Annotated in this window: 13 protein-coding genes; 4 read left to right on the forward strand and 9 right to left on the reverse strand. The window is 52.6% G+C overall.

What is annotated here, in order from left to right; genetic code table 11:
- Positions 1–128: 128 nt before the first annotated feature.
- Together ACFE8Q_RS15235 and ACFE8Q_RS15240 are read right to left on the reverse strand one after the other, a co-directional pair.
- A complete protein-coding gene (locus ACFE8Q_RS15235) occupies positions 129–1,052 on the reverse strand; it encodes a DUF58 domain-containing protein (RefSeq protein ID WP_375446265.1) in 924 nt (307 codons plus the stop codon).
- 264 nt (positions 1,053–1,316) lie between these two features.
- On the reverse strand, positions 1,317–1,763 hold the full coding sequence (locus tag ACFE8Q_RS15240) for a septal ring lytic transglycosylase RlpA family protein (RefSeq protein ID WP_375446266.1): 447 nt from the start codon (positions 1,761–1,763) through the stop codon (positions 1,317–1,319).
- A gap of 271 nt (positions 1,764–2,034) precedes the next feature.
- Between ACFE8Q_RS15240 and ACFE8Q_RS15245 the strand changes: the two genes are divergently transcribed.
- The 3 genes from ACFE8Q_RS15245 (at position 2,035) to ACFE8Q_RS15255 (ending at position 4,323) form a co-directional block, all read left to right on the forward strand.
- Complete coding sequence (locus ACFE8Q_RS15245) at positions 2,035–2,358, forward strand: DUF3276 family protein (RefSeq protein WP_375446267.1); 324 nt, start codon at positions 2,035–2,037, stop codon at positions 2,356–2,358.
- 166 nt (positions 2,359–2,524) lie between these two features.
- Positions 2,525–3,625 (forward strand): redox-regulated ATPase YchF, encoded by a 1,101-nt coding sequence (gene ychF / locus ACFE8Q_RS15250; RefSeq protein WP_375446268.1) that lies wholly within the window; start codon positions 2,525–2,527, stop codon positions 3,623–3,625.
- A 116-nt stretch (positions 3,626–3,741) separates the two neighbouring features.
- A complete protein-coding gene (locus ACFE8Q_RS15255) occupies positions 3,742–4,323 on the forward strand; it encodes a TetR/AcrR family transcriptional regulator (RefSeq protein WP_375446269.1) in 582 nt (193 codons plus the stop codon).
- A gap of 80 nt (positions 4,324–4,403) precedes the next feature.
- Here the strand turns inward: ACFE8Q_RS15255 and ACFE8Q_RS15260 are convergent, their stop codons facing one another.
- The 4 genes from ACFE8Q_RS15260 to ACFE8Q_RS15275 all read right to left on the reverse strand — a co-directional run bounded on the left by ACFE8Q_RS15260 (position 4,404) and on the right by ACFE8Q_RS15275 (position 9,734).
- Positions 4,404–4,895: a hypothetical protein gene (locus tag ACFE8Q_RS15260; protein WP_375446270.1), complete on the reverse strand. Its 492-nt coding sequence runs from the start codon at positions 4,893–4,895 to the stop codon at positions 4,404–4,406.
- 39 nt (positions 4,896–4,934) lie between these two features.
- A complete protein-coding gene (locus tag ACFE8Q_RS15265) occupies positions 4,935–7,439 on the reverse strand; it encodes a hypothetical protein (RefSeq protein WP_375446271.1) in 2,505 nt (834 codons plus the stop codon).
- 746 nt (positions 7,440–8,185) lie between these two features.
- Positions 8,186–8,902, reverse strand: coding sequence for a porin family protein (locus ACFE8Q_RS15270; RefSeq protein ID WP_375446272.1), 717 nt, complete (start codon positions 8,900–8,902; stop codon positions 8,186–8,188).
- A gap of 103 nt (positions 8,903–9,005) precedes the next feature.
- A complete protein-coding gene (locus ACFE8Q_RS15275) occupies positions 9,006–9,734 on the reverse strand; it encodes a porin family protein (RefSeq protein ID WP_375446273.1) in 729 nt (242 codons plus the stop codon).
- A 323-nt stretch (positions 9,735–10,057) separates the two neighbouring features.
- Between ACFE8Q_RS15275 and ACFE8Q_RS15280 the strand changes: the two genes are divergently transcribed.
- Entirely contained in the window at positions 10,058–11,236 is a 1,179-nt protein-coding gene (locus ACFE8Q_RS15280) for an acyl-CoA dehydrogenase family protein (protein WP_375446274.1), read from the forward strand.
- Positions 11,237–11,264: 28 nt separating this feature from the next.
- On the opposite strand, the gene ACFE8Q_RS15285 is transcribed toward ACFE8Q_RS15280, so the two are convergent.
- The 3 genes from ACFE8Q_RS15285 to ACFE8Q_RS15295 all read right to left on the reverse strand — a co-directional run bounded on the left by ACFE8Q_RS15285 (position 11,265) and on the right by ACFE8Q_RS15295 (position 15,823).
- Complete coding sequence (locus tag ACFE8Q_RS15285; RefSeq protein WP_375446275.1) at positions 11,265–11,966, reverse strand: hypothetical protein; 702 nt, start codon at positions 11,964–11,966, stop codon at positions 11,265–11,267.
- Positions 11,963–12,568: an RNA polymerase sigma factor gene (locus ACFE8Q_RS15290; RefSeq protein ID WP_375446276.1), complete on the reverse strand. Its 606-nt coding sequence runs from the start codon at positions 12,566–12,568 to the stop codon at positions 11,963–11,965. Before ACFE8Q_RS15290 ends, ACFE8Q_RS15285 begins: the two co-directional genes overlap by 4 nt.
- A 222-nt stretch (positions 12,569–12,790) precedes the next feature.
- The gene (locus ACFE8Q_RS15295) at positions 12,791–15,823 is read right to left on the reverse strand and encodes a glycoside hydrolase family 3 N-terminal domain-containing protein (RefSeq protein WP_375446277.1); all 3,033 of its coding nucleotides are present in this window, start codon (positions 15,821–15,823) and stop codon (positions 12,791–12,793) included.
- Positions 15,824–15,879: the final 56 nt, after the last annotated feature.

A 15,879-nucleotide genomic window follows, 5' to 3' on the forward strand; every position in this document is an offset into this window, starting at 1 on the left:
TCTCTAGTCGGCTTTTACCCCCAACCCCCTGAAGGGGGCTTTTGCTCCGCTAGTTGATATGGCAGCGCATTAGCCCCCTTCAGGGGGTTGGGGATAAAAGCCGACTAGAGAGCAAAACCCCTCTCCTCCTACCGCATCTTCGTCCGTTTCACCAGATAAGCGCTCAGGATAGGCTCGAATCCTTCGGCGATGTCGGCTTCGATGAAGTCGATGCGGTATTGGGCGCAACGCATTTTCAGGTCCTGTAAGTAGTCGCCAACGGCTTTCTGATACGCTTCACGTACCTGATTGGGTTGAAGTTTCACGCGGGCGTCTGTTTCCAGGTCGATAAATTCGTAGGGACGGTCTTCAAACGCAAAAGCCTGCTCCGTTTTGCGGTCGGTCACGTGGAAGATAAGCACCTCGTGCAGGTTATGGCGCAGGTGTTGCAGGGCCGAAAAAAGCGCATCCTGCCGGGCAGAATCGGCCCCGGCCGTATCGAACATATCGCTGAAGAGAACCACCAGCGACCGTTTGTTGATCTTCTCGGCAATCTCGTGAATCACCTCGGCGGTGCTGGTCCGCCGGTTCGGTTTGGGCGATTGCAGCACCTGATCGAGGAGCGTGAAGATTTTATGTACGTGCCCTGGCGTTGATTTCACGGGCGTCTGAATTTCTATCTCGCTCGAAAACGTGCACAGACTCACCGCGTCCCGTTGTCGCTGAAGCATGTAGGCCAGGCTGGCCGCACCCATCGCGCTGAACGTGACCTTACCGAAATCCTTCTCTGGATAATACATCGACGACGACGTGTCGATCAGCAGGTGGCAGCGCAGGTTTGTTTCTTCTTCATAGCGCTTCACGAAGAGTTTGTCCGTTTTGCCGTATACTTTCCAGTCGATGTAGCGCGTGCTTTCGCCGGGGTTATACAGGCGGTGCTCGGCAAACTCGACCGAAAAGCCGTGAAAAGGTGATTTGTGTAGCCCGGTGATGAACCCCTCCACTAATTGGCGAGCCAGAAATTCGACGTTCCCGAATGAACGTACCTGCGATAAGTTGAGTGAGTTTGCCAAAGCTTGTAGTACCGAAGCTCCAGCTTCGGTGGTAGTATAACGTGCAAACACCGAAGCTGGAGCTTCGGACGACTTTCCAACGTCTAATATCCACAATCCAGCACGTATTCCGGTATCGTTCACAAACAAAAAACCTGATTCGTGAGTCTGGCACCCAACATTGGGAATTGCAAAAAGGGGGCCAGCCCGTGAATCAGGTTTTAAAAAATCGGACTGTACTCGTCCGCACAGGTTAGGCTACGTCGCTTCGTAGCTATACCGTTTTTACAGCACCGGCATTAAATCCGGCAGCAGTGGTGAACGCCTATCCAGCGTTAGCGAATAATCGAGTAGAGCCACCATCTTAGTGGGGTTCACTACCCGAAGGGTTACATTGGCCACACCTCGTCCGAGCATGCCAATGGCTTTGGCGGCGGCGTATGTCATATCGACTACACGGCCTTTTGTAAACGGCCCCCGATCATTGATCCGGATGATGACCGACTGCTGGTTTGCCTTATTGGTTACTTCAACCAGCGTATTAAATGGTAGATACCGGTGGGCACCCGTAAAAATGTGTTGCTTTACGCGCTCACCACTACTCGTTCTGCGTCCGTCAAACTTGTTGGCGTAATACGACGCTTTACCTTCCTGCTGTATGAGGCTCTTCTCAGGAGCCTCTGTCGGATGGATACTGCCCGAAAACAGCAGTAGGGACATTAGTAAACTCATACAGTTTTTGGTTAGTGAAACAATTTGAAGAAGACCTATTTAAACTAGGATTCATAACGCCCTCTTTCACCAAAAAATGCAATTCCCTTAAGACAAAGATAGCCATAACCACTTAAAAAGCAAAGCCTTGGCTGGCAGGCAGTTCATGGTTACATGGCAGCGGTGCGGTTTGGCAGCCTAAACGGCCCGTAAAATAAATTTCGATCTGCCTGCTGACCTATATACCAATCAGTGTACTTTGGCGTTGTAGAGTGTTTAACTTTTTCAAACAGTGGAGGACAGAGATAAGGAGAAAATTTACTCGAAACGGGTGCGCGCAGGCAAAAGAACCTATTTTTTCGACGTTAAAGCCACCCGTGGCAACGACTACTACCTGATCCTGACCGAGAGCCGCCGCCTTCTACAGGGAGATAGCTTCAGTTACGAAAAACAGAAAATGTTTCTCTACAAGGAAGATTTCGCCAAATTCATCGAGGCGCTTCAGGAAACGATCGACTACGTGAAAACAGAGTTGATGCCCGACGTTGATTTCACCCAGTTCGCCCAGCGGGAAGAAGTGAGCGACGGGCTGAACAACGGCCTTAAATGGGAATAATCCTATTTTACACACCATCGCATTCCGAAGCCCCGGCACCCTGTCCGGGGCTTTTTTGTGGTCCGCCGCCAGGGTTGTACTTTTGTAGACTATCGTAGAGACGCAACCTGTCGCGTCTTGCTCGCTTATTTAATCATAGACGCAACGTGTTGCGTCTCTACAATTCATGGGACTTCAATGTGGCATCGTGGGCTTACCGAACGTTGGTAAATCCACCTTATTCAATGCGATTTCGAGCGGCAAAGCCGAAGCCGCCAATTACCCCTTCTGTACAATAGAGCCGAACGTCGGCGTGGTAACGGTACCTGACCCACGCCTCGACTCGCTGGAAACCCTGGTGAAGCCACAGCGCGTGGTGCCCACTATCATTGAGTTCGTCGACATTGCCGGGCTGGTGAAAGGAGCGAGTCAGGGTGCCGGATTGGGCAATAAATTTCTGGCCAACATCCGCGAGGTCGACGCCATCGTGCACGTTGTACGCTGCTTTGAAGACGATAACATCGTACACGTTGAAGGCCGGGTCAACCCTGTTTTCGACAAAGAAATTATCGACGCCGAACTGCAACTCAAAGACCTGGAATCGGTCGACAAAAAAATTCAAAAGGTCGAGCGGAATGCTAAATCGGGAGACGCCAAGGCCAAAGCGTCACTCGAAGTACTGAAGCAGTATAAAACGGCACTGGAGCAAGGTAAAAGTGCCCGTACCGTTCAGGTGACGCCCGACGAGCAGGAAGAAGCTATTGGCGACATCGACCTGCTGACGGTGAAGCCCGTTCTGTACGTTGCCAATGTAGACGAGGGATCACTGCCCGATGGCAATAAGTATTCTGACCAGCTTCGCGAAGCGGCCAAAGCCGAGGGTGCCGAAGTCGTTATTATTTCGGCCGGTATCGAGTCGCAGATTGCCGAAATGGAAGATCCTGAAGAGCGCGAACTGTTTCTGAGCGAGTACGGCCTGACCGAATCGGGCTTGAGCAAACTCATCAGAGCTTCCTATTCACTGCTGGGCCTGATCACGTATTTCACCGCGGGCGTAAAAGAGGTACGTGCCTGGACCATCCGTCGCGGCTGGAAAGCACCGGCGGCGGCTGGGGTCATCCACACCGATTTCGAGAAGAAGTTCATCCGGGCGCAGGTAATCAAACTGTCTGATTTCGAGCAGTTGAAATCGGAAGCAGCCGTTCGCGAAGCCGGAAAACTATCAGTCGAAGGCAAAGAGTACGTCGTTCAGGACGGCGACATCATGGAATTCCTGCACGGAGCATAAAAAATAAGTCTTCTGTTTTCTGTCTATTGTTTTCTGTTGCGCTGCTTACTAACGTTAGGTACGTTGCCTGGCAGCGCAACAGAAAACAGTAGACAGAAAACAGAAGACAGAAACACATGGCTCGACCAAAAGCATTTGCGGAACAGGATGCCCTACATGCGGCGATGGAAACCTTCTGGCGGAAGGGATATCACCATACGTCGATGCAGGACCTCGTTGATTCGATGGGTATCAACCGCGCCAGCCTCTACGATACCTTCACCGATAAGCATACACTGTATCTGAACGCCCTGGAACGGTATCGCGATCTGAACTGCGCCGATATGGCTGAGGCCATTGCCGGAGCCAATACAGCGCAGGCCAGGATTCGGGCCATCTTTGACCGGGCCATCGCCGAAACGCTCGACGACCAGGAACACAAGGGGTGCTTTATGACCAACGCCACCCTGGAGATGCTGCCGCACTACGCCGACGTGAAGACCATTGTAGCCGATAATTACAGCCAGTTAGACGCCACGTTTCGGCAACTGCTGGAAACTGGCATCTCGACCGGCGAATTCAAAGCTGAACTGGTTTCCAATCAGGTGGTCCCTTTCCTGATGAGCCAGCTATCCGGTATTCGTGTACTGGGCAAGGCAAATCCCGATGCGAACCTGCTCCACCAGGTGGTTACTCTTGCTTTATCTGTATTGACCTGATTTGGTTGGCATAACCTGGAAAAGACAGCAGCCGACTACTTGATCAAGTAGTCGGCTGCTGTCTTTTCCAGGTTATGAAGTTAGCGAACTTTCCGTATCGTGAATGGGGCGCACTTAACGGGTGGGCAGGCGCACTCGGTGCGCGGTACGGTCACTACTGTATCAGTAAAACATTCGTCGGTAGTAAACACCCGTACGGTATATGTGTCACCCGCGATCGTGGCCGGATTCGCTAGTCCCGAAGCGATTACACTGCCCACGACCAGCCCGGTTGTGGGCAGGTTATTGGCAAAGAGCGCCGTTGACGCGGAGAAGGAGTTGCCCGGACTAATATTGAAACTCAGGCCAGCTACTACCGTGCTACTCAACACAAGCTGGGCATTACTCAGTGCGGTGGCTGCTGTACTGCTACAGGTAGCGGCAATGGCACTCACCGATAGCGGAGCCGGGCCGGGAATCTCCTGAATAATAATGGGGCAACACGTGTTGTTCGGACAGTTTAAACCACCAGCCGTGACACGATATTCGCCGGGCAAGATTGCCAGGTAGACGTTCGCAGTACCGCTTTGCACCACCGTACTCGTTGCCGAACCGGGAGCCGTATAGGTCCACTAATACGTACCCAGCCCCGCCTCGGCCGATAAGCTGAAGGCGAAGCTACTGGTGGCGCACGTAATGAACGGCACCGACACACAGGTTGTGGCAACAGCCGTACAGCCCGCCTGGCTTGTAACGGTCACGGTAAAGTTGTATACGCCAGACGGTAGCCCGGAGGTGATAACTGTAGCCGTGTTGCCTCCGCTGAAGGTAATGCCTGCGGGTCCGCTCCAGACATAGGTATACGTACCTGGCACGCTGGCTACCGCAGTGAGTGTAGCCGACTGCCCTTCGCTAACCGTTGAACTGGTTGCTGCGGCTACCAGGCTCAGGGTGCAGGGACAGACCGGTACCGTAACGGTTACCAGGTCTGAACAATTGCCGGGCGTGGTGAAAACGAACGTATACGTACCTTGCGCAGTCAGGCCATTAACCGTCGTGCTCAGGCTGCTGCCGTTCACAAAACTGGTACTGCCCGGGTTTCCCGGCAGAGCGCTCCAACTGCCGCTACTGGCACCGGTGGCCGTTAGGGTAGTGCTGGTCGGTGTTATACCAGACGCATTACAAACCAACGTCTGAGCCGATCCGGCATCGGGCAGCGGGGTAACAGTCAGCGCCGTTGTCGCCGTAGCCGAACACCCTGCCGCCGACGTACCTGTGACTGAGTAAGGCCCCGCCGTACTTACCGAGATCGAGGCCGTTGTAGCACCCGTACTCCACCGGTAGCTGGCGGCACCTGTTGCCGTTAAGCTCGTGCTTTGGCCTGCGCAGACTGTGTTTGTGCCGATGATGCTAACCGTAGGCAAGGGGTTTACCGTCACGGTTACACAGTTGCTAACCGCCGTGCACGACCCGTTAGGCGAGGTACAGCTACCATCGCCCGAAACCACAACCCGGTAATAGGTGGTTAGCGACAGCGACGAAGTTGGTGTATAAGTAGCGGCGGTGGCACTCGTAATGTCTGTGAAACCGTCTGAACAGGAGATTGTGCTCCGCTGCCACTGGTATCTCAGGTTTTTACTGGCCGTTGCCGGGGTAACTGCCGTGAAGGCACCGGGAATCTGAGTGCCCGCACACACCGTTTGATTGCCAGCAATTACCGGCGGGGTTACACTGGCAAAATCGACTTTCACTTCGATGTTAAAGTCGCCACATGTTCCGCCCGTGTTCGAGAGGGTGAATTTACCACAGGCCGTTGCCAGGTTTGTCACCGTAAAGCTGAGATCGCACTGGTTGAATACGATTCCCGTGTTGCCCGCATCGGCTGTCCACGCGCCTCCACATATAGGACTTCTACAGGAGCCGGTAATCTGACTTAGAAATATCTTCTGGCCTACGGTCGCTCCACAAATAGTGGTGTCTACCTTCAGTGAGGCAGCCACGGGACAACATTCGGTAGTCAGGGCGATCGTTTTCGGATTTTGGCCAGGTACGTTAGGAATAGCAGCGCCCTGATACGATAAATCACCGGCGTTCACGATAGATATACAGTCGCCAGTGGGGCCAGAAGCTAAATACAGAACGTTCAAAGGAGCATAATAAACAAGTCCACGGGCACCGCCAAAACCTTGTAAGGCCGTGCTTACGAGTGGCGTAGACGTTGAGGCAACTAGCTGGCCAGCACTGTTGTACTTAAGGATAAATGTCTGCGGATTGGTTAGGCTTTCTCCTTCTGTGGCAACCACATACATATTTCCTGCGGGGTCGCTTGTAATCCCCCACACCTCGTTGGGTGTGCGCATCGACGAATTGAGTGTCGGGTTATCAACAAAGGCTGTATAGGTGGTATGGTTGGTGAAGTCGGTATCGGTAGGGGTAAAGCGCCATATGTACCGACTTGCGGCCCCGTTGTTGAAGCCAGCCGACGCATAAAATGTTCCGTTCGCATCAAGGGAAAGCCCCCAGTCGATGAGGCTCCCTACAGCAGGAATTTCGGCCAGGAGTATATAACCCTGGTCAGAGCCATCGCATAGCGAATACCGGCGGATACGGTTACGCTCTGACGATATTCCGGTTGGATTCACGTAGAGGTAGCCATCTTTCGACACGATGTTATACCCGGTAGTGGGAATAAAGTTGGCATTCAACACTTGCCCCGAACAGCTCAGTTTCTGGATAGGACCCGTTGTTTCATTACTGCCTATATACAGGTTACCATTCAGGTCTTGCCCCAACCCGTGTGGGCGTGGCAGGCCAGCCCCAGCCGGAAACCAGGGCAGTGTATTGGTTGGTGAATTAGAGAATATTTCCGAGAACGTTCCATTCGGATTGATCCGAAACTTGTGAACCATTCCACCATTTGTTCCTATCGGTTCGTTGAGATAAACGTAGTCAGAGCAATTGCAGGTCTGCGCCTGTGCTGACTGGCTAGACAGGATCACCCATAAAGGCACCAGCAGAAAGAGCGTCCAGAAAATAGAGCCATAAAGCCCCTGTGTCGTTGCTCTTTTGTTGGGAGAATCTGGCAGCAAGTACGCTACCAACCTAATGGTGAAAAGGCCCCGTAGTTGTGATTTCATAGCATGCTTAAGTTAATTCATTGACTACGTCAGATAAGGCGATTGTAGGCTGCGTTCAACACAGCTATCTCTTACGGCAGCGAATGTGATAATATACTCAGCGGCTAAGGTCAATTTTTATACCAATCGAATAAGGACAGTATTTTTAGTTATCACTTATCGATATAAGTAAAGTATTAATAACATTTGTATCGATAATTGATGTGTAGTTTACACCTGTAGTGTAAGGCCTTTAATATCTGTTTATCAATCACTTAACTAATAAACGATTTACTCAACAAGTAGTAATCGGTAATGATATCCGTTTGTTGTGCTTAAACAGGGGGTAAACTGGTATTAACTAGCATGTACACATTATAACTATTTCATATATAAAGTGCATTACGCACGGCTCGCTACCAAAAAGCGTACCACACTAACATAATTGTTAGACTCTATGCTCAAATAAATTTATTCGGTCGATCGAAACCCCCGGTTCTCATAACGATCTGATAGTCAATAAGTAGTAACATATCTAGTTAAACAGAAAAGCCAACCGCCAGTTTCACTACGAAACTGGCGGTTGGCTTTTCTGTTTAACTCCAGTGGCCAATCGTAGCCACTCGTTATACCATATACCGGGTACGTACCCAGCTTTTTTGAATCCGTTGCTCCCTGATTGATTTTACTTAAACCTCTACTGACTGTAGCGGCTGGTAAGCCTTCAGCACACGAACCGTGTCAACAGGTAGCCAGCCACCCGTTTATTATGGGCGAATGGGCAATTTGCGGTCGCCGGGGCGGTACTCGCGGCCAATGCCGAAATTGTAACCCAGACCAACAGTAATCATTTGGTTGCGGAGATCAGTCTTGTTCACGCCGACATTGACAATACCGTAGGTATACCGAGCATCGGCCGTAAACCGCTGGCGGTCACCCACCCGGAAATTAGCCTGAAAACCGGCTGTAAGCCCCAGGTCGGCGGGACGGAAGGAATCGGTGGTAACCGTCTTAACATCCATATTATCGGCTTTCTGGCGAGAATAAGCATTAAGCCGCAATGCAGGTACGACGCCAAAAAACACGTTGGGCCGGAAATTGCCCGACCGGTTCAAGAAGTAACGAGCCGTAATGGGCAATTCCAAGTAATTCACGCGATTGGTATAGGTAGTGGCAACTGACCCCAAATAAGTATGTGATTGAACTCCTCGCTGTGAATATAGCAGGTCAACGGCGGCACCAAACCGGCTGACGTCACTGTAGATAAGACCAATACCCGCCGATATGCCCGGCAATAACTGGTTGTCTCTGGAGTCCGGGTCAACCACATTGAGTTGCGGATTTTTCGCATCGCTGCCCACATAATTGGTCAGATTAAGGCCTACGCGTGGACCAAAGCTCCAGCGCTGCCGTGATTGGCTATAGCCGACAGACTGAACAAAAAGAAGTGAAACGATGAGTAAAGCGAAACGTGCGTTTTGCATAATGAGTGATGGTTTTAGCCTGATTGCCAGTTAACCTTACGGCTAACTGGCAATCATGGATTTGTAAGGTCAATCCCGGTTACTACAAAACCCGAATTATGATTTACCGGGGCCGGATTGGCAGTTTACGATCACCAGGCTGATACTGACGCCCAATGCCAAAGTTGTAACCCAGGCCAACAGTAATCAGTTGATTGTGCAGGTTGCTGGTGTACACAGATACGTTCGGTACGCCATACGTATACCGGGCATCGATCGTAAATCGCTGCCGGTCCCCGGTGCGGAAGTTAGCCTGAAAACCAGCCGTCAAGCCTATATCGCCTTTTTTGAACCGATCGTCAATGTTACCTGTGTTCGTTGCATTCTCCGGCTTGTCGATCTGCTTTGAACTGAGCAAAACAGCAGGTACAATACCGGCATAAATATTAGGGCGGAAATCGCCGGAGCGATTCAGGAAGTAGCGGGCTGTAATGGGAGCCGCCAGGTAATTGAGGCGGGTATTCCGGGTAGTCTCCACGTTATTCGAAGTGAATTTGGTCTGATTTCCCTGCTGTGAATAGAGCACATCGACAGCAAAGCCAAAGCGGCTGATGTCGCTATACATGAAGCCTACCCCTGCTTCGACACCCGGTAGAAACCGATTAACACTTACACTACCTGCATTAGCAGGCAAATCGCCAGTGCCATAAGTGGTTGCATCATTACCCGCGAAGTTGGCCAGATTAAGGCCTACGCGTGGGCCGAAACTCCAGCGCTGCCGGGATTGACTGTAGCCGACAGACTGAACAAAAAGAAGTGAAACGATGAGTAGAGCGAAACGTGCGTTTTGCATAATAAAGTGATTGATGGTTTTAGCCTGACAATTAATTTTTACAAATCTCTGTTAATCAGTCAATTAAATTTAATATTTTAAATAATGCCAGACATGAACTATGAAAATTCTACGTTGACTGATTGATCGGATAACGGCGCAACGAAGGCATTGTTTCAAAAGGATGAATAGTTTTTGTGAATGGCCCCGATTCCGTAGCTTTGATTATTGCCTTCGTTGACAGCTATCCGCCATGTTTATCCAGCAGGTTTATAACCAAACGTCCACGCGCTATTCTGGTCTAAATACCTGTTCTACAAGGCCAACATTCATCAATAAAACGCATGAAACGACCCTCTCTTTATTTCACCGACGAACACGACTTATTCCGGCAGAGTGTTCGGCAGTTTATTGCCAACGAGGTAGTGCCCAACACAGAAGCCTGGGAAACAGCGCGACGCATTCCCGTTTCGGCATTTCAGCGGATGGGTGACCTCGGCTTTCTGGGCCTGCCCTTCCCCGAAGCATACGGCGGCTCAGACGCTGATTTCTGGTTCTCAGTCGTTTTTCTCGAAGAACTGGCCCGCTGCGGCATGGGCGGCTTCACAACGGCCGTCAGCGTTCACGAGTACATGGCGATCAACCACATTGCCAAAGCAGGCAGTGAGTACCTGAAGCAAACGTACCTGGCCCCCGCCATTGCCGGGCAGAAAGTGGCCGCGCTGGCCATAACCGAGCCAGATACCGGTTCAGATGTGTCGGCGATCCGCACCACAGCCCGCCGCGTAAACGACGAATACATCATCAGCGGGGCTAAAACATTCATCAGCAACGGCACATACGGCGATTTTGTCACGCTGGCGGTAAAGACAAACGCTGAACGGGGCACCGGCGGAATTAGCCTGATCGTGGTTGATCTGGATAGCCCGGGCATAACACGAACAAAGCTGAACAAGATGGGCTGGCACTCGTCAGATACCGCCGAAATCCGGTTCGATGACGTACATGTACCTGCCAACAACCTGATTGGGGTCGAGAATTCGGGGTTCTATTACCTTATGGAGAGCCTGCAACTCGAACGCCTGGTGGCGGCTATCATGGCTGTTTCGGGTGCCGAACTGGCGCTGGACTGGACGCTAACGTACCTACAGGAACGCGAAGCGTTTGGCAAACCCATCGGGAAGTTTCAGGCCATCCGGCACAAAATTGCCGACATCGCCACCGAAGTAGAGATGGCAAAGCAGTTTGTGTACCACACCTGCTGGCTGTTTGCGCAGGGCGAAAGCGTGGTGAAAGAATGTTCGATGGCCAAACTATACACCTCCGAAATGCAGAAACGGGTCATCGACACCTGCCTGCAATTCTTTGGCGGCTACGGCTATATCGAAGATTACCCCATCTGCCGCGCCTACCGCGACGCCCGCGTGGGCACCATTGCGGGGGGTACGTCGGAGATCATGCGCGAGATCATTGCCAAAATCGTGATCGACGCCGTAGCGTACAAACCGGCTTATAGCGCGTGAGGGCATCCGCCTTGTCCGCGTACCATCACTAGTTCAGAAATGCCCGCTCGGTATTGACCCAGCGGCGGTTGGTAGGCACCTCTAAATCAAGGTGCGGTAAGAGAGGCATATCGTCGATATGGGCACAGAAAGTGCATTCCTTTGTAACGGGCGTAACATCGTCAACAACTACGGAAGACCGTTTCGTACCGGGCAGACGCCGTTTTCCCACGGCATTCCGTAGATGACCCAATGATTTTTGCGGCTTGCTCTTCACAGCATATGACAACGATTCCGGTTTAGCCACAACAACGTCCGACGTACCCAGGTCAGCAGGGTCGATCAAAACGGTACCCGGCTCGATGGGTTGTGGACTAACCCGCACCGACTGCGTGGCTTTCTGCTGATTGGCGGCATTACTAAAAATCAGGTAGATAGACACCGATAAAACGAGCAACACCGACGCAGCCAGGCTGGTTACCCAAAGGGGCATCAACCGCCGGGTTGTTGCCGACTCGTGTACGCGTTCCTGCAAGGCGAGGTGCAAATCGCGGGTTTGTGCTTTCAGGCTTCCGCCCACTTGTTGCAGGGCATCGAGGCCATCGAGGGCGTCGGCGTAGAACGGGTTTTCAAGCATCAATCGCTCAACCTGGTGGCGATCGGCGCCGCTGAGTTTATCGGCCTGATAGGCGCGGAGATCATCCAGCGAAAGCGGATCGTGTAACGTATATGTTGACGAATGGCGGTTCATTTCTGTAAAATCAATTTCAGGTTACGGCGCCCATTTTGCAGGTAACTTTTCACCTGCTTAAGGTCATATCCGGTTAGATCGGCTACGTCGGCGTAGCTTTTCTGTTGCAAATAAAACAGGTCGATGCACACGCGTTGCGGGTCGGGCAGGCGGTGCAGCGCATCGGGTAGGCGGTTCAGATGTCGTTCCACATCCAAGGCGGCTTCCTCTTCTTCGGGCCGGGCCGCGCCAGGCCAAACGGTCAACGCTTCGTTTGTTGATCGGTCATCGTCGAGCCAATCGGTATCGCCGCCTTCGCCAACCCGCACCCGCTGACTACGCAGGTGCATGAGGCAATGGTTTCGGGCAACGGAGTGCAGCCAGCTTTTAAAATTTGTGACCTCGTGCCGCCGCAGATCAACGATCAATTGCTCGAACAACTGCATGACGGCGTCTTTGCTTTCAGCTTCATCGCGCAGGTATTTGAAACATACGGCATACACCAGGTCCATATGTCGTTCATACAGTTCGCCCAGCAGGTCGAGGTTGCCTGTAGCCTTATAGGCCGCAACAAACTCGGCATCGGTAGTGGGGCGCGACCTCCTGAATCGTTTAAAAAACATACAAACGGAGCTGTTTTCCTGTTGAACAACAAAGACAACTCATTGATGCCGCGACCGGAATAATTCCATAAAGAGTCTTCTCCTGATAAGATTTTAAACTGATTTTTTTGACAGGATTTACAGGATGAACAGGATTCGTTTTGCTCTACAGCAAAATAAAAATCCTGTTCATCCTGTAAATCCTGTCAAAAAAAACCGGTTCATCCTGTCAAAAAACATTCTTCATAGAACGCCTGGCGCAGTATTGCCTCTCCGGATGGCGCGGTAGAACGCGTCGGCGACACCGGTGCGGATCCCCAGTTCGGTGACTTTATTGTTGTTGCGCGTGGGATATACGCGGTTGCAGAGGAACACGTAGTTCAGGCCCACGGCGGGGTCAACCCAGGTGAACGTACCTGTGTAGCCCGAATGCCCGTAACTCGACGGACTGGCAAGCCGGGGCGCGTTGCCGTTGTATTTGTAGGCCGCTTTCTCAAAGCCAAGCCCACGCCGATTGCCCAGTTCAGGAAACTGGTAGCGCGTAAACTCAGTGATGGTAGCTGAACTGATCAATTGCTGGCCGCCAAACGTACCATGTTGCAGGTAAAGTTGCGTCAGCTTCATCAGGTCGTTGGCCGTTCCGAACAGACCGGCGTGGCCCGACAAACCACCCAGCATCGCCGCACCTTCGTCGTGAACCCGACCCCAGATCAGCGTTTTGCGGAAAAGCGAATCATATTCCGTCGGCACAATCCGGCTGAGCGGGTAGAACCGGCGCGGGTTATACGTCAGTGTGGTGGCCCCAATGGGACGGTACAGGCTGTCTTTCAGGTATGTCTCGAACGGTAGACCCGTAATGCGCTGCACGATCTGCGGGTAGAGGTAAAATGACAGATCGCTGTAGACGTACTCGCGTTTCGCGTTCAATGGCGAGTCTTTGATCTGGTTGAAAATCGTTTTGGCATATTTCCGGTGCAGGAACAGACTATCCGTCACCTCGACCGGGAATTTGCTCGACCGTTCTGTGCTAAACGTGTTCTTCTTGAATGTCCCATCCGGGTTCTTGGTATCCTGCCAGAACGGAATCCAGGCTTTCAGTTTGGCCTGATGCGTCAACACGTCGCGGAAGCGGATCGTGTCTTTATTTGACTTTTTATAGCCCGGCAGATATTCACCCATCGTTCCGTCGATATTGAATTTTCCGGCGTCGACGAGGCGCATCAGGGCGGGTGTCGACGTGCTTATTTTCGTGACAGAGGCAAAGTCGAACAGGTCATCGAGTTGGGTGGGCAATGCGTCGCCGCCGAGGCTGGTATCGTAGGTGTGTTTGCCGTAGGCTTTGCGAAAAATCACCTTGCCGTCTTTTGCCAGTTGCACCACACAGCCGGGGAATGCCCTGGCCTGTAGTCCGATGTTCACCACCGAATCCACCTGTTGGGCCAGGTACGTGCTGCTGATGCCCACTTCCTCAGGGATGGTGTATTTCAGGCGGCCAATAGGCTGCACCGTCACGCCGTCGCCCAGGCGATACGTTTGATTGACCGTCACCGGCAAGCGTCCTGCTGCGCCGATGGCACCAAAAATCAGTTGGGCCGACAGGTCTTCGGTATGGTTGGTCAGTTGATAGGGCATCACGATAGCCTGCGCTTTTTCGAGATCGGGCAGGCGGTCGAGCACGTAGGGGTTTCCGAAAACGGAGATCACCGCTTTGCCGGTATTGGCCAGTTTCTGCACCAGTTCGGCGGTGCGGGTCTGTACGCCGTAATTGGCACCGGGGCGTATGTTGTTCAGATGCACGCCCACCAGCACCACGTTGAACCGGGTCAGCGAATCCATCAGCGCGGCAATCTGCGCATCCGTCGATTTCGACGAAATCTGATAGGGCGTTACCGTGGTGTAATCACCCAGCCGATTCTGGAAAAGCGTAGGTACGTTGGCCTCTACCGATACCGACGCCAGCCGGAGCGTGTCGAGGCGTTGCAGGGGCAGAATACTGCGGTTGTTGGTCACCACCGTCATGCTGGCCTCCGTCAGGCGACGATTCAGTACTTCTGATTCGGGACGGTTCAGGTCGGCCAACAGCCCATCGAGGACAATTGGTTTATACTGATTCAGGCCCGCCCAGTGTTTAGCGATGAGCATTTTGCGGCACCGTTCGGCAATGGTCTGAGCCGACAGGGTACGTTCGTCGTAGGCCTGGCAAATCTGCGCGATGGCGCGGGGAATATTTTCGGTGAACTCCAGAATATCCATGCCTGCTTCGAGGCCCCGCCGGTCGGCCAGGCCAGAGGGGAAGAATTTGGTCATGCCTTTCATGTTCATGGCATCGGAGAATATTAGTCCACCAAAGCCAATTTCATTCTTTAGCAAACCCGTCACGATAGCCGGCGACAGCGTCGAGGGGCGATTGCGGGTGGTATCCAGTGCCGGAATGCTCAGGTGGGCCACCATCACACCCGCCGCCCCGGCCTTGATCAACTCGCGGAACGGGTAGAGTTCGAGGCTATCTAGCTGGGCGCGACTTTTGGCAATCAATGGCAGGTCGTAGTGCGAATCGGTGCCTGTATCGCCATGACCGGGAAAGTGCTTCACGCTGGTTAACAGCCGGTTATCCTGCATGCCACGCAAATACGCCAATGCTTTGCGGGTAACAGCGTATTTATCTTCGCCAAACGACCGGAAGTTGATCACCGGGTTATTGGGGTTGTTATTCACGTCGGCATCGGGCGCAAAGTTGACGTGCATTCCCAGCCGCCGGGCCTGCCGGGCCAGATCGGCCCCCATCTGGTAAATGAGCCCTTCGCTGGCTTGTGGCATACCGCCCAGGGTCATCTGATACGGATACCTCACGGTGCTGTCGAGGCGCATGGCTATGCCCCACTCGGCATCCATCGCCACCAGCAGCGGAATCTGCGAAGCAGCCTGCAACCGGTTACTGAACTTGGCCTGCCGCATAGGCCCGCCCTGAAAGAACACCACGCCACCGAGTTTCCAGGTACGTATCAGGTCGGTCAGTGAATCTTCGTAGGTACGTGTCCGGTTCGAGTAGCCCGCCACCATGATGAGTTGAGCGATCTGCTGTTCGAGCGGCAGGTCGGCCATTAGCGAATCAGCCCACCGGCCCGACCGGTCGGTGTTGCGCAGAAACATCGGGACGGCGGCGGCGGGTAGTGAAACCGTTCGTCGGACGGGTGCCACAGCCGTTTGGGCAAGCAGTTGAGAAGTGATCGATAGCAGAAAAAGTACACTCAGCAGAGTATGGCGGAAGGCAGTCATTCAGAAGATGATGAAATTGGCTACTTCAAAAGTAATCACAAAAGTCAGACACTTAC

This window comes from uncultured Fibrella sp., assembly GCF_964250085.1.
GTDB lineage: Bacteria > Bacteroidota > Bacteroidia > Cytophagales > Spirosomataceae > Fibrella.